This window comes from Pyxidicoccus fallax (genome assembly GCF_012933655.1).
In the GTDB taxonomy this organism is placed as follows: domain Bacteria; phylum Myxococcota; class Myxococcia; order Myxococcales; family Myxococcaceae; genus Myxococcus; species Myxococcus fallax.
Genome location: NZ_JABBJJ010000048.1, coordinates 37,254 through 51,719, shown reverse-complemented (window position 1 = coordinate 51,719; position 14,466 = coordinate 37,254). Strand labels below are relative to the sequence as shown.

Genomic DNA, 14,466 nt, shown 5'->3' with positions numbered 1-14,466 from the left:
GGGCAGGGTGGCGGGCGCGGCGGCGGGGCTGATGTTGCTGACCCACTGCGGCGGAGCGGAGGAGACAGCGGCACGCGAGACGTCTCCGGTGGAGGACACGTCGAAGCAGGAAGCCGGGCTGGACGCGTGCCAGCCGGTGACGCGGTACACGGACATCACGGTGAAGGTCCGGGAGGACACCTACGTGGCGGAGGCGCAGCCGAATGCCACGCATGGAAGTGAGACCCTGCTGCTCGTGGATGGGTCGCCGCGGATGGAGGCGTACCTGCGCTTCGGAATCGAGCCCTACCTCCTCCAGGACGTCACGCTCACGCGGGCGCGGCTGCGGCTGTTCGCCACGGACGGCAGCACCGACGGACCGGCCATCTACCGCACCAGCGGGAGCTGGGACTCGAGCACCCTGACATGGAACACCCGCCCCGCGCGGGTGGGCAGCGCCCTGGGAGACCTGGGCGCCGTCGCCAGCAACAGCACGGTCGAGTACGACCTGACCGCGGCCATCACGGGCGCGGGCACCTACGACTTCGCGCTGGTGCCCACGGGCGGCAACGGCGTGGACTTCTCCTCCCTGGAGCATTTCACCGCCGACCCGCACCTCGTCCTCACCGTGGCCCGGACCGCCTGCGAGCGCCGGGGCACGGGCGGCAACCTCACCTGGGGCTGGGGGCGCGGCGGCGTGGGAGAGCAGTCCCTGCGCGCCATGGCCATGGACCCGCAGGGCGGCTTCGTCGCCGCCGTCTCCCACTTCCACAGCGGCAACTACGGAGGGCAGACCTTCACCTCGCCGTACGGCCTCGGCCTGGTGAAGTACGACTCGACGGGGACGCACCTGTGGTCGCGGGTCTACGTCGAGTCCAACCTCGACAGCCTGATTGAAGTCCGCGACCTGACCCTCACCCCGCTGGGGAACATCCTCATGGTGGGCTCTTACCAGGGCGCACCCGACCTCGGCACGGGTCCCCTGCCCTACATCGACGGCACGTGGGGCCTCTTCATCGCCAAGTTCTCGCCCAACGGCACCCCGGTGTGGACCCACGGCTTCGCGCCCTCTGGAGAGGTGGACTCCATCTTCGCCTCGGCGGCCGCGGTGGCCACCGACGCCAACGGCAGTCTCATCGTCACCGGCGGCTTCATCGGCGGGCTGAACCTGGGCGGTGAGGAGCTCCAATCCGGGGAGACCCTCTCCCAGTCCGGCATGTTCCTCGCGAAGTTCTCCTGGGAAGGCGAGCACCTGTGGTCGCTGGCGGTCCCCGCGGGTACCAGCAACCCCTGGAGTGACAGCACCGAGGGCCGGGACCTGGTGACCAACGCGGAAGGGCGCATCTTCGTCGGTGGGATGGCGGGCAGCGGTCGCCTGGGTGCCACCCACGGTACGACGCCCTTCGTCGCCGCCTACGGCCCCGAGGGCGCGCTGCTCTGGTCCCGTGCGCTCAACGACGCGCAGGGACACGTGCAGTCGCTCGCGCTCCTGCCCAGCGGCAACGTGGCCTTCGGGGGCGTATTCTTGGGCTCCTTCAGCTTCGCGGGCACCACGCTCACCAGCACCCCCCTCCCCTCGGGCGATCCCGGCATGGACGGCCTGCTCGGGGTGCTGTCGTCAGCGGGCGGCGACACCTGGGTGAAGGCGCTGGGCAACTCCAGCCATGACGTCATCAACCGCCTCGCCGCGGACCCGGCCGGCAACCTCTCCTTCCTGCTGTTCACCTACGGCCAGGTGGACCTGGGGGGCGGCGTGCTGGGACATCCGACACAGGGCACCACCGCCCTGGCGCGCTACACCACCTCCGGCGCGCACCGCTGGTCCCGCGTGCTGGACCCGGCGCTCACCACCGTGACGCTGGGGACCTCGCCCGAAGGCGGGACGGTGGTGGGGGGCCTGTACGAGCGCTTCGTCACCGTGGACAACTCGCTGTTCTACGCGCCCGACGCGGAGCAGGAATTGCTGTTCCTGAAGTTCGGCCCGTAGCGCGCGGCACGATGCATCCAGGCCCGGCGTCCGGAGAGGAGCCCCTCGGCTCCGGCCCCGGGGCGCCGGGCCCTTTCGCTTCGAGCGCGAGCGTTCATGGCATGCTGCGGCCCCATGCCCGCCACCACCGTCGCCCAGTACCTCGCCTCGCTTCCCGCGGACCGCCGCCAGGCCCTGGAGGCGGTGCGGAGCGAAATCCTGAAGAACCTCCCGGAGGGATACGAGGAAGGGATTCACTTCGGGATGATTGGCTACTGCATCCCGCTCGCCCGCTTCCCGGACACGTACAACGGTCAGCCGCTGATGCTCGCGGCGCTCGCCTCGCAGAAGCAGTACATGAGCGTGTACCTGATGACCGTCTACGGTGACCCGAAGCTGGCCACCTGGTTCCAGAAGGCCTACGCGGCGGCGGGGAAGAAGCTCGACATGGGCAAGTCGTGCGTGCGCTTCAAGTCGCTGGACGCGCTGCCCGTGGAGCTCATCGGCGAGGCCGTCTCCAAGGTGAGCGTCGACGAATACATTGCCCACTATGAGCGCGTGAAGGGCGCCTCGAGCACCCGGAGCGCCACGAAGAAGGCCGCGCCGCGGAAGGCGGCCCCCGCGACGAAGAAGGCTCCGGCGAGGAAGCGGGCGGCCAGCAAGGCGCCGTCGAGCAAGAAGGCTCCGGCGAGGAAGCCGGCCGCCGGGAAGACCCAGGCGAGGAAGGCTCCGGCGAGGCAGCCGACGGCGCGCAAGACGTTGGGCAGAAAGTAGCCCTCGCAGAGGAAGACCTCGGCCACGGAAGGCCCATGGCACCACCCACACGTCATGGGCTCGGACGAATATCGTCGACTGGCGAGGACCTCCCGCTCCGTTGTAACTGTTGTTTCGCAATGGCAGACAGCGCCCTCCCCCCGCGCTCCGTCCGCCAAGCCCTGAATTCGCGCACGCTTCCTGGAACGGTGCCCGCGTGCCGTGCCTCTCCTGAAACATGAACCACCGACCGAGGCGTTGGTACGGCGTTTGTATCGGGTGAGGCCCGTCACCGGCCGAGGCGCAACAGCTCGGGGCCAGAGCGGCGGCCGGGTGACTACTGCACCATGAATGCAGTAGCAACGGGCGAGGAGCAGCACATGTCGGGGTGGAAGGTGTGGCAGCAGGCGGGCAGGGTGGTGGGCGCGACGGCGGGGCTGATGTTGCTGACCCACTGCGGCGGAGCGGAGGAGACGGCAGCGGGGGGACAGCCCCAGGCGGGGGAAGCGGCGAAGCAGGAAGCCAGTCTGGATTCGTGCCAGCCGGTGACGCGGTACATGGACCTCCAGGTGAACCTCCAGGAGGACGCCCACGTGGAGGCGGCCATGCCGGATGCCTCGCATCCGCTTGACGACCTCCTGGTGGTGGACGGGTCGCCGCAGCAGGAGGCGTACCTGCGCTTCCAAATCGCCCCCCACCTGCTCCAGGACGTCACCGTCACACGCGCGCGGCTGCAGCTGGAGCTCAAGGACGGCAGCTCCAACGGGCCGGCCATCTACCGCACCAGCGGGAGCTGGATCGCGGACACCCTGACGTGGAACACCCGCCCCGCGCGGGTGGGCAGCGCCCTGGGAGACCTGGGCGCCGTCGCCAGCAACAGCATGGTCGAGTACGACATCACCGCGGCCATCACGGGCGCGGGCACCTACGACTTCGCCTTGATTCCCACGAGTGGCGATGGCGTGGACATCTACTCCGCGGACTCCGCCTCCCGCGCGCCGCGAGTCATCGTCACCGTGGCCGGCACCTTCTGCGAGCGCCGGGGCACCGGAGGTGATGTCAGCTGGAGCCAGGCGCGCGGCGGCGAGAACGACCAGCACGTGCGCGCCATGGCCATGGACTCGCAGGGCAACTCCGTCGTCGCCACGAACTTCTTCCACAAGGGCAACTTCGGCGGACCGACCTTCGCCACGCCCTACGGGTTCGCCCTGGTGAAGTACGCCCCGGATGGGACGCACCAGTGGTCGCGGGTCTACGTCCAGCCCGACCCGGACAGCGAGGTCATCGCCAGCGACCTGACCGTCACCCCGCTGGGGAACATCCTCATGGTGGGCACCTACAAGGGTGAGGTCGACTTCGGCGCGGGCCCCCTGCCCGTTGTCAGCAGCTACGACCATGGGTTCTTCGTCGCCAAGTTCTCTCCCACGGGCGCCCCCGTGTGGGCCCACGGCTTCAACGCGTCCGGCGAGGGGAGCCGCATCCGGGAGTACGCGGCCGCGGTGGCCACCGATGCCAACGGCAGCGCCATCATCACCGGCCACTTCACCGGCTGGCTGAACCTGGGCGGCGAGGAGCTCCAGTCCGCGGAGACGCCCACCCAGGACGGCATGTTCCTCGCGAAGTTCTCCTGGGAGGGCGAGCACCAGTGGTCGCTGGTGGTCCCCGCGGGCAACAGCAACCCCTGGAGCGACTCCTCCATGGGCGAGGACGTGGTGACCGACGCGCAAGGGCGCATCATCGTCGGTGGCCAGGTGGGCACCGGTCGGCTGGGCGCCACCCGTGACTCGACGCCGTTCGTCGCCGCCTACAGCCCGGAAGGCGCGCTGCTCTGGTCCCGCGCGCTCAACGGCGCGCGCGGGCAAGTGAGCTCGCTCGCGCTCCTGCCCGGCGGCAACGTGGCCTTCTCCGGCGCCTTCTCGGGCTCCTTCGACTTCGCGGGCACCACGCTCACCAGCACGCCCAACACGAGCTGGTCCCCCGCGGACGGCCTGGTCGGCGTGCTGACGTCGGCGGGCAGCGACCTCTGGGCGAAGGGGCTGGGCACCCCCCATTATGACGCCATCGACCACCTCACCGCGGACCCGGCCGGCAACATCACCTTCATGATGACCGCCTATGGCCGGGTGGACCTGGGGGGCGGCGTGTTGGGTCATCCGATGCAGAGCGCCTACGCGGTGGCGCGCTTCTCCGGCTCCGGCGCGCACCGCTGGTCCCGCCTGCTGGACCCGAACATCACCCTGAGGGTCCTGGCGGCGTCGCCCGACGGGGGCACGGTGGTGGGCGGTGAGTTCATGCACCCCATCACCGTGGACGGTACGCCGTACACCACGCCCGACCTGGAGTCCGAGCTGCTGTTCCTGAAGTTCGCCCCGTAGTCCGTCCCCGCGCCCCACCCAGGGGCCCGGCGTCCGGGCGAGGGCCTCTCCGCCCCCCGCTCCCAGGGCGCCGGGCCCCGGCGTTTCGAGCGTGTGTGAAAGGTTCCGAAGCGGTTGCTCGCCCGTCGGAACCGACCCACGCCGCGCCGGTGGTCTGGTCCTTCCGTTCACGGTAAGCCAGGGGTGTGGGCCCCGGGCCCGCGGGAGGACCGACATCATGACCGAACACAACGCCATCGCCGCTGGCTTCGTCACCCACGAAGTCACCAACCAGCCCCCGCCGCTCGTCTACGACGCCTGGAAGACGGACACCGTGCTCCGCGAGGCGGTGACCCGCGAGGGCGGCGGCTGGGCCGAGGCCGAGCTGGCGAAGTACGGCCCCGTGGTGTCCGGGGAGATGCAGCAGCTGGCGGTGCTGGCCAACGAGAACCGGCCGAAGTTCAAGCCGTTCGACCGCTATGGCCACCGCCGCGACGAGGTGGAGTTCCACCCCGCCTACCACCGGCTGATGGAGCTGGGCGTCTCGCACGGCGTGCCCGGCTTCGCCTGGCGCAACGAGGACAAGCCCGGCGCCCACGTGGCGCGCATGGCGCTCTTCTACCTGCACAACCAGGCGGACCAGGGCACCAGCTGTCCGCTCACCATGACGTACGCGTGCGTGCCCGCGCTGCGCCACCAGCCGGAGCTGGCGCGCGAGTGGGTGCCGCGCGTGACGTCCACCACGTATGACGGCCGCTTCATCCCCGCGTCGCAGAAGGCCGGCGTCACCGTGGGCATGGGCATGACGGAGAAGCAGGGCGGCTCGGACGTGCGCACCAACACCACGAAGGCGCAGCGGCTGGGCAGCGCGCGCGGTCCCGGCCAGCCGTACGGGCTGGTGGGCCACAAGTGGTTCTTCTCCGCGCCCATGAGCGACGCGTTCCTCGTGCTCGCGCAGGCCGAGGGCGGGCTGTCGTGCTTCCTGATGCCGCGCTTCACGCCGGATGGCGCGCTGAACGCCATCCGAATCCAGCGGCTCAAGGACAAGCTGGGCGACTGGAGCAACGCCTCCTCCGAGGTGGAGCTGGAGGGCGCCTTCGCGTGGATGGTGGGCGAGGAGGGCCGCGGCGTGCCCACCATCCTCGAGATGGTCGCCATGACGCGGCAGGACTGCATGATTGGCTCCAGCGGGCAGATGCGGCAGGCGCTGGTGCAGGCCATCCACTTCACGCGCAACCGCACCGCCTTCGGCAAGCGCATCATCGACCAGCCGCTGATGCGCAACGTGCTCGCGGACCTGGCGCTGGAGCTGGAGGCGCACGTGGCGCTCACCGCGCGCGTGTCCCGGGCGGTGGACGCCAGCAAGCGCGACGCGAAGGAGGCCGCCTTCGGCCGCATCGCCACCGCGGTGGGCAAGTACTGGGTATGCAAGCGCACGCCCGTCTTCATCAACGAGGCGCAGGAGTGCCTGGGCGGCGTGGGCTACGTGGAGGAAGCCAACCTCGCCCGCCTGTACCGGCAGGCCCCGCTCAACTCCATCTGGGAGGGCAGCGGCAACATCCAGTGCCTGGACGTGCTGCGCGCCGCCTCGCGCGAGCCGGCCAGCCGCGAGGCCCTCTTCGCGGAGCTGCTCACGGCGCAGGGCGGACACCCGGCGTTCGACGCGGCGACGGCGCGCCTGCACAAGGAACTGGCCAACACGGACGCGCTGGAGACGCGCTCGCGCTTCATCGTCGAGGGGCTGGCCCTTGCGCTCCAGGCGTCCCTCCTCATCCGCGCGGGCAACACCCTGGTGTCGGACGCCTTCTGCGAGTCGCGCCTGGGCGGCGCCCACGGGCAGACGTACGGCACCCTGCCCGCCCACGCTCCCATGCAGGCGCTCATCGAGCGCGCCTTCGCCGAGGGGGTGCAGTGATGTGGAGCCTCGATGAGGTGCTCACGGTGGCCGCTCGGAAGTACGGCGCGAAGGAAGCGCTCGTCACCGCGAACCGCCGGGTGACATTCGCCGAGCTGGACGCGGCCGTCACCCGCTTCGCCCACCACCTGCGGGCCCAGGGCGTGAAGCCGGGCGACAAGGTCGCCGTCTTCGGCCGCAACTCCATCTCCTGGGCGGTGGGCTTCCTGGCGACGCTGCGGCTCGGAGGGGTGACGGTGCCCCTCAACCACAAGCTGGCCCCGCCGGAGCTGGCCTTCATCGTGGGCCACAGCGAGAGCCGCATCGTGCTGGCGGACGCGGACCTCGCCGCCAGTGTGCCCGCCAGCACCCGCGAGACGAGCCGCGTGCTGCTGCTCGGGGGCGACGACACCCTCGACGGGGTGACGCTGTTCGGCGGCGACGCTCCAGCGCCCCTGCCGCGCGTGGCGTCCTCCGGCGACGTGGCGGAGATTCTCTACACGTCGGGTACGACGGGCCTGCCCAAGGGCTGCCTGCACTCGCACGCCAACGTCCTCTTCGCGGGCATGGCCAGCAGCCTGGCCTACGGCCTGGACTCCACCGACCGCGTGCTGCTGGCCATGCCGGTGTGGCACAGCTTCCCGCTCAACAACCTGCTGCTGGGCAGCCTCTACGTGGGCGCCACGGTGGTGATGATGCCGGAGTACCACCCGCTCGAGATGCTGGAGACGATTCAGCGCGAGCGGTGCACGCTGTTCTTCGGCGCGCCGGTGGCCTTCCTCCTGCCGCTGCGGACCGTGCCGGACTTCGAGCGCTACGACCTGACGAGCGTGCGCACGTGGCTGTACGGCGGCGGCCCCATCGACGCGGACACCTCGCGCCTGCTGGCGAAGCGCTACCGCACCGAGCGCTTCTTCCAGATTTTCGGCATGACGGAGACGGGCCCCACGGGCACGCTGCTGCGACCCGAGGAACAGGTGGCCAAGGCGGGCTCCATCGGCCGGTACGGCGTCAGCGGCTGCGACGTGAAGGTGATGCGCGACCCCACCACCGAGGCGAAGCCGGGCGAGGTGGGCGAAATCTGGATGCGGTGTCAGTCGATGATGCTGGGTTACTACCGTGACCCGGAGGCGACGGCCGCGGCGTTCCATGACGGCTGGTACCGCACGGGGGACGTGGCCCGCATCGACGAGGACGGCTACCTGTTCATCGTCGACCGCATCAAGGACATGATCATCACCGGCGGTGAGAACGTGTACTCGAAGGAGGTCGAGGACGCGCTCGCCAGCCACCCGGACCTGGCCGAGTCGGCCGTCATCGGAATCCCCCACAAGGACTGGGGCGAGACGGTGGCCGCCATCCTCGTGCTGAAGAAGGGGGCCACCTTCGACGAGGCCAGCTTCCAGGCGCACTGCGAGTCCCGGCTGGCGCGGTACAAGTCGCCGCGCATCTACCACGTGGTGGAGTCCCTGCCGCGCACGCCCTCCGGCAAGGTCATCAAGGTCGAGCTGCGGAAGAAGTACGCGGCGCGGGCGTAGGCGAGCCGACCCTCGGCGCCGCCGAGCGTGCGGAAGTCCACGGCCCGTTGCTCCACGGGGCAACGGCCGTTGCCGGGGTGGGCGCCCCTGGTGACACTGCCGTCACCATGCGCAAGCCCCTGATGCTGCTCTTCCTGGCCTCGGTTCCCTTCTGGTTGTCGGCGTGCGGTGATGACGACGACGAAGGCACGCCTCCGGGAGGAGGAGGGCCCGACACCGAGCTTCCCGCCGAGACCTGGTCCTGGGTCGACGTCACTGGCTCGGCCTGTGGCAACGGCCAGCCGACCGGCATTGGCGTCAACCCCACGAAGGACAGCGACGACCTCTTCATCTACATGCAGGGCGGCGGCGCCTGCTGGGACGAGCAGACGTGCTTCGTCGCGCGCACCGCGACCAACCTCGCCACGGGCTATCAGGCGACGCAGTTCCAGTCGGAGACCACCCGCGGCGCCCCCTTCTTCTCCCGGACCCAGGCGGAGAACCCCTTCCGGGACATGTCCTATGTCTTCGTCCCGTACTGCACGGGTGACGTGCACGCGGGCACCGCCGTGCAGACGTACGGCTCGCGGCAGGTGCACCACAAGGGCGCGAGCAACGTGGACGCCTGGCTGCCGCGGCTGGTGTCGACCTTCCCGAACGTGAAGCGCGTGTTCCTGGGCGGCAGCAGCGCGGGCGCCTTCGGGGCGCAGCTCCACTACGAGCGCGTCGCCGCCGCGTTCCCCCAGGCCGAGGTGCACGTGCTGGCGGACTCGGGGCAGATGATCAACCCCAATGGCAACCTCGTCACCACGTGGTTCAACAACTGGGGCGTGTCGGTTCCGGCCGCGTGCACCGGCTGCGAGACGGACTTCACGCGCTACCCCGCGTACCTGGCGGACACCTATCCGGAATCGCGCTTCGCCCTCCTCGCCTGGGACCAGGACGTGGTGCTCCGGACCTTCTTCGCCTACCCCGCGGCCACCTACGAGACGCTGACGCGGCAGCTGCTCACGACGGCCTACGACGGGAACGCCAACGCCCGGTACTACGTGAAGAATGGGGCGAACCACACGTTCCTGGGCACGTTCAACGACATCACCAGCACCACCGGCGTGGCGCTGGATGACTGGCTCTCTGGCTGGGTGGACGGCAACCCGACCTGGAACAACGTGCTGGAACCGTAGCGGAGGCATTTTCGTCCTCCCGGGGGTGCGCTTAAGTGGGGGTCCGCGTCGCCACACACCGCGGGCCCCGCGCCCGCCAGGAGGAATGGAATGTTCGGGAAGCTCGCCGCCGATGCGCTCGGCCTCAGTGACATCGGCTCCGTCATCGCGCCGTCGGACTACGACAAGGTGGACTCCGACGACTACGTGATGCACGAGGACCAGGAGAAGATCTTCTTCCTCATCAAGTCCAAGTCCGACGAGTACTGCTTCACCAACAAGGCGCTCATCCACCTGGACGGCACCAGCGCCGCCAGCAAGAAGCGCATGCTGCGCCGCTACAACTACAGCTCCCACCCCATCTCGGGGGTGATGCTGGAGACGGCCGGCAACATGGACATGGACGTCGAAATCAAGTTCCGCCTGGGCTCGAAGGACTTCTCCATCGACGTGCACAAGAAGCAGCTGGAGCAGGTGAAGGACCTCTACAAGGCGCTGTTCCGCATCTCGGAGATGATGATCGAGAACGAGATCGCGCTCGGCCACGCCAAGGCCAGCCTGGAGGTGGCGTCGTCCACGCTCGGCCGCGGCCAGGCGGGTGGCACGCCCACGGTGGAGGCCTTCAAGGAGCTGAACCAGGCCGCCTTCGCCTGGCTCGCCGGGGCCCAGCAGAAGTACCACGTGAAGGACTTCGGCGCCGTGTTCGAGCGGTACATCAAGAACTGAGCCGTCTGGCGGGGGAGCTGTCGCTTCGGCTCCCCCGCGGCGCGCACCGCTCGTTACGTCCCCCTCCCGACAACGAAGGATTCCAGCCGCGCGCGCAGCTGCACTGGCATTTCCCGCCCCATCCTGTTCAACTGTCCAAGCAGATTTTGGAGGAACACATTTGTGTCGTCTGAGAAGGCCTCAGGCGTCTCAACGAACAGGGGCCATATCGTATCAACAGCCTCCTGCATCGACTCCAATGCCTCCGTGGACTGCCCCAACGCCTGTTGCACGACCCCCAGACTGTTCAAGGAACCTGCCAGTTCCGACAAGAACATCCTGGGCTGTGCTTGCGCCAGCTCACGCCAGAGAGCCACTGATTTCTCGTGAGTCTTCAACGCCTCCCCGAGTTGCCCCATTGCCTCTTGAACCATCCCCAGGTTGTGCAGTGCTTTTGCCCGACCAGAAAGAAACTTATCCGGATATTCATCCGCCAATTCGCGATAGAGACTTTCGGCCTCCTTCAAATCCCTCAATGACTCGGGCAAGCTCTCGGATTTCCGCCAAGCAGAGCCAAGGTTCAGCAGACTCATTGCAAGCGTAGGGAGGAAAGCCCGGGGATGCACTTTTGCCAGCATCCTGAAGAGCCTCACCGCCTCCTCCATCGCGGCTACCGCTTCTTCCAGCCGACCCACGCGCTCAAGTCGGTTTCCCAGGTTGCTCAAGCAGCCCGCCAACTGCTCAGAGACAGCTTCCGGTTGGGTTTCCGCTAGCTTCCGGAAACCATCAACAGCCCACTGAGCCGAAACCAACGCTTCCTGATTCAGCCCGAACTCGGACTGCCGGACTCCTAAGTTGTTCCATGCCGACGCCAGGGAATGCAGAAATGCGTCCGGCCGCATCTCCGCCAATTGACGGAGTATGGAGACCGCCTCTTGTGTCGAGAGCAAGGCATCTCTCAAGAGCCTCATCTGCCCCTGAACGCTCCCCAAATTCAGCAAGACCGAAGCCAGTTGAGGTAGGAATCTATCAGGATGAGTCCTTGCCAACTCGCGCGCAAGCTCCACGGACGCCTGTAGTGCCTGCAACGCTTCCGCGTGCTGGCCGACTGCCTCCTGGGTCATGCCCAGCACGTCCAGACTCGCAGCCAACTCAGATTGAAACTTCCCTGGATACATTGCTGACAGCGAGCGATACGCGACGACCGCTTCTTGGAGTGTTCGTAGCGCTTCGGTCTGTCGTCCGACCTCCGACAACATCAAACCGAGATGAAGCAGTCCATTCGCCGAGACCACCAACTCTTCGGGGCCCGGGTACTTGCTCGCCAGCCGCTGATGGATAGCCACGGCTTCCATGCTAGACGCAAGTGCCAGTTCCCTCAGTCCTGACTCTCGCTGCCGTGCGCTCAAGATATCAAGGCTTCGTGCCAGGAAGACTTCAAGTTCCAGCCGCTTGAGTTCATCCTTCTGGCGCCTCAACTGCCTCCGGTAGATGAAGACTGCCTCCCGACTTGCTGCCATGGCAGCGTCCAGACGACCCAACGTAGCCTGGAACCGACTCAGCCTATCGAGCATAACAGCCCGTCGCATTGCGTCCTGTGAGTGCTTGGCGCCGGGAAGCGCTCGCAGGAGGGTTTCGGTCACCCACTCACCGGCCTCCAGCAATGAAACGGTCAACTCGGGAGTTCCCGCCATCTCTAGCCGCATCGCAACCTCAATGGAGCCCTCACGCTTCAAGACGTCGGCGAGGCATAGTCCGAGACTCGCGTGAGCTGTCCGCTGGCCCAGTGCCTTCGCTGCTTCCAAGGCCGCCACCCCACGACCATTCAGGTCCCGCTCTAGCAGCCGCGTCATCCAGCGGCTGGTTTCCTCGGGGCACTCCAGCGATAGACGACCCAGCAACTCGAATCCCGCCCGAAGCCCTCGTACTCCAGCATTCTGGAAGACACGTTCCAACCACGCTTCGGCATCAATGCCCTCATGAAGCAGGGCACGCAAGACCATGGCGTCGCCCAGGAGATCTGGCTCAAGCCCTCCCAGATAGGCAAGTGAGCCCTCTCTCCACCCCCCTGGATACAGGTCGTGCAACCCGAGCACCAGCGCCTCGTCCCTGATGCCACAGGCACGTGACACCAGTGCCTCGGCTTCGGAACGACTGATGGCGCCACCCAGAAGAGTCAGCGCCGCAACCGCCCTGCGGGTCCGCTCCTTGAGCAGGCGCCTCTCTGCTTGGAACTGGGCCCCGGACTGAACGTTTTGCGCGAGCCAGAAGCGCTCCTCGTGATCGAGGACGTGCCCCATCAAGCTCTCGGCCGTGAACGCCAACCCCTCCACGGTAGCGAGCGCAGCCATATGGATATAGAGGATTCTTTCAAACCTGGGGTCCTTCAAGTCGGGAGGCGACGACCTCAAAGTTGCGCATCCGCGCACCTCCGCAAACCTTCCCACGGCCTGCCGGAACATTTCCTCCCGTTCGGGAATGGACGTGCTACGCGCGGTCACCTCCAGAGGTGGATGCTCGCTCAGCAGTTCCTGAATGAGTGCATCTCCCGCCTGGAGTTCGAGGAGCCAGTCTCCCGCTGTCCGAGCCAGCAGTACAACTCGAAAGGCTGCTCCGCGCCTCGATTCACGCTGGCGTGCGACGAGCTGGAGAAGCGCCTCCAACTGCATACGACTCTCAGCGTAATCGATAACGATGAGCGTAGGATGCTCCGACAGCATCAGAGCCTCGAACCGCGCAGCGTCTGCGGACCGCATCAAGAAGCCTGCGAGCCAGCCTTCCGCCCGCAGCCGCTCGCACCATTCGATGAGCAGGCGCGTTTTCCCGGCTCCTCCTGCTCCGTGGAACACCCGTGCGCTTACCGGCTCCTCGTCGTCACACCAAGCTCGCAGCTCGCGCAACAACTCCGCTCGCACTGGCTCATAGAAAGGAACGTACCGGTAACGAGCACTCAAGAGGGCCGCAGGCCCCGGCCTGGAAGGTGGTCTGGCACTGCCTGCTTCGAGGATATCGCTGAAATCCTCCGCTTGACCTGCCTCGCCTGTCCGCTGGCCGGTGGCAGCGTTCGCCGAAGGCAGGTGTGCACATAGGAATGCGAGCAGGCACTCTGCGGATGCCCGGGCGGCAAACGCTTTGAATCTATCGTCCTTCTCCTCATCACCGAAATCCATGACTCCCTTCATGACGAGCAAGAAAGGAGTCTGGAGTTCGTACGCAACCACTCCGATGGCCCACCCTTCCATCTCCGCCCCAAGCACCGTCCGCACCGCCTCGGACAAGCGAGGAAAGAGACTCCGGTCCTGGGTTACTCTATTCACCGAAGCGATGGCGCCCACATGCACGTGGAAGGGCCTGGGCTCTGGAACGCCCTCCGGATGCAGGAGCCTCTCACGCTCGATGTGACGCCGACCCGTTTCCGTGAGCTTCAGTGTCCCGTCCTCGAGCCATCCCAATTTCCAGAGCCGCTTCAGCACCTCCTTGTAGTCGGCGCATTTGAGTTTACGCTCTGGATGGGAGACTGGGTTTTCATACAGCACGAGACGTTCGAGCAGCCAGTCCCGCTGTGCTTCATAGGGTCTCGGGCGTTCACCCAGCCAGCCGCCGTCTTTGGGTGGGGTGAACGTGGAGGCCTTGCGCCTCCACTCGGCATTGAGGTGATGGACCGAGGCTTCTCTCAGCACACGCTCTTGGCGCTGCCCCGAGTCATCACTCCCCGCTATCAACTTGCCCGCGTCGTGCGCCCATAAGGTGTCCGCAATGATTACGTCACCAAGCTCCACCTTGCCGCGATAGCCAGCGCACACTCCACACATGGCCAAGCACCTGGGAGCGTACTGCTTCACCATCAGGCTCGCACTGACAGTAGCCGATACGCCACCCAGCTCCAGCGCCCGAACCACCGCCACGCGCAGGGTGCCCCCATCCGCAGCTTGGAACGAACGAACAACCACTCCCGGCTCCAGTTCCTCCCATCGAGAGCCAGGTTGAGCCTTGGAGTCGACCTTCAACACTGCGTCGTACTCGTCCCGTATCGCCGTGACGATGAGGACATCGACGCGACTGGCCGAGGCTCGGTTGGCGCCCGACCTACCCATGTTCCCTCCAGCGCGCACTCGCCCAGTGCCAGTTCCGGACC

Annotated in this window: 8 protein-coding genes; 7 read left to right on the top strand and 1 reads right to left on the bottom strand. The window is 67.3% G+C overall.

The genetic code is table 11. From position 1 onward, the window contains the following. The 7 genes from HG543_RS13320 to HG543_RS13290 form a co-directional block, all read left to right on the top strand. On the top strand, nucleotides 1-1,966 hold a 1,966-nt coding region (locus HG543_RS13320), incomplete at its 5' end, for a CBM96 family carbohydrate-binding protein (RefSeq protein WP_169345113.1). Nucleotides 1,967-2,080: 114 nt separating this feature from the next. Then, a complete protein-coding gene (locus HG543_RS13315) occupies nucleotides 2,081-2,719 on the top strand; it encodes a DUF1801 domain-containing protein (protein ID WP_169345112.1) in 639 nt (212 codons plus the stop codon). 359 nt (nucleotides 2,720-3,078) lie between these two features. Beyond that, complete coding sequence (locus HG543_RS13310) at nucleotides 3,079-5,073, top strand: CBM96 family carbohydrate-binding protein (RefSeq protein WP_169345111.1); 1,995 nt, start codon at nucleotides 3,079-3,081, stop codon at nucleotides 5,071-5,073. A gap of 217 nt (nucleotides 5,074-5,290) precedes the next feature. After that, entirely contained in the window at nucleotides 5,291-6,967 is a 1,677-nt protein-coding gene (locus HG543_RS13305) for an isovaleryl-CoA dehydrogenase (protein ID WP_169345110.1), read from the top strand. After that, nucleotides 6,967-8,484 carry a class I adenylate-forming enzyme family protein gene (locus HG543_RS13300; RefSeq protein WP_169345109.1) on the top strand — a complete coding sequence of 506 codons (1,518 nt, stop codon included), beginning with the start codon at nucleotides 6,967-6,969 and terminating at the stop codon, nucleotides 8,482-8,484. Before HG543_RS13305 ends, HG543_RS13300 begins: the two co-directional genes overlap by 1 nt. Before the next feature lie 107 nt (nucleotides 8,485-8,591). Further along, nucleotides 8,592-9,647, top strand: coding sequence for a pectin acetylesterase-family hydrolase (locus HG543_RS13295; RefSeq protein ID WP_169345108.1), 1,056 nt, complete (start codon nucleotides 8,592-8,594; stop codon nucleotides 9,645-9,647). 90 nt (nucleotides 9,648-9,737) lie between these two features. Then, on the top strand, nucleotides 9,738-10,352 hold the full coding sequence (locus HG543_RS13290; RefSeq protein ID WP_169345107.1) for a PH domain-containing protein: 615 nt from the start codon (nucleotides 9,738-9,740) through the stop codon (nucleotides 10,350-10,352). A gap of 53 nt (nucleotides 10,353-10,405) precedes the next feature. Here the strand turns inward: HG543_RS13290 and HG543_RS13285 are convergent, their stop codons facing one another. Further along, the gene (locus tag HG543_RS13285; protein ID WP_169345106.1) at nucleotides 10,406-14,425 is read right to left on the bottom strand and encodes a tetratricopeptide repeat protein; all 4,020 of its coding nucleotides are present in this window, start codon (nucleotides 14,423-14,425) and stop codon (nucleotides 10,406-10,408) included. Nucleotides 14,426-14,466 lie beyond the last annotated feature (41 nt).

Excerpts from the sequence above, each read along its gene's own strand:
- HG543_RS13305 (WP_169345110.1), top strand. The coding sequence starts at position 5,291 with ATGACCGAACACAACGCCATCGCCGCTGGCTTCGTCACCCACGAAGTC.
- HG543_RS13300 (WP_169345109.1), top strand. The coding sequence starts at position 6,967 with ATGTGGAGCCTCGATGAGGTGCTCACGGTGGCCGCTCGGAAGTACGGC.
- HG543_RS13310 (WP_169345111.1), top strand. The coding sequence starts at position 3,079 with ATGTCGGGGTGGAAGGTGTGGCAGCAGGCGGGCAGGGTGGTGGGCGCG.
- HG543_RS13285 (WP_169345106.1), bottom strand. The coding sequence starts at position 14,425 with ATGGGTAGGTCGGGCGCCAACCGAGCCTCGGCCAGTCGCGTCGATGTC.
- HG543_RS13315 (WP_169345112.1), top strand. The coding sequence starts at position 2,081 with ATGCCCGCCACCACCGTCGCCCAGTACCTCGCCTCGCTTCCCGCGGAC.
- HG543_RS13290 (WP_169345107.1), top strand. The coding sequence starts at position 9,738 with ATGTTCGGGAAGCTCGCCGCCGATGCGCTCGGCCTCAGTGACATCGGC.
- HG543_RS13295 (WP_169345108.1), top strand. The coding sequence starts at position 8,592 with ATGCGCAAGCCCCTGATGCTGCTCTTCCTGGCCTCGGTTCCCTTCTGG.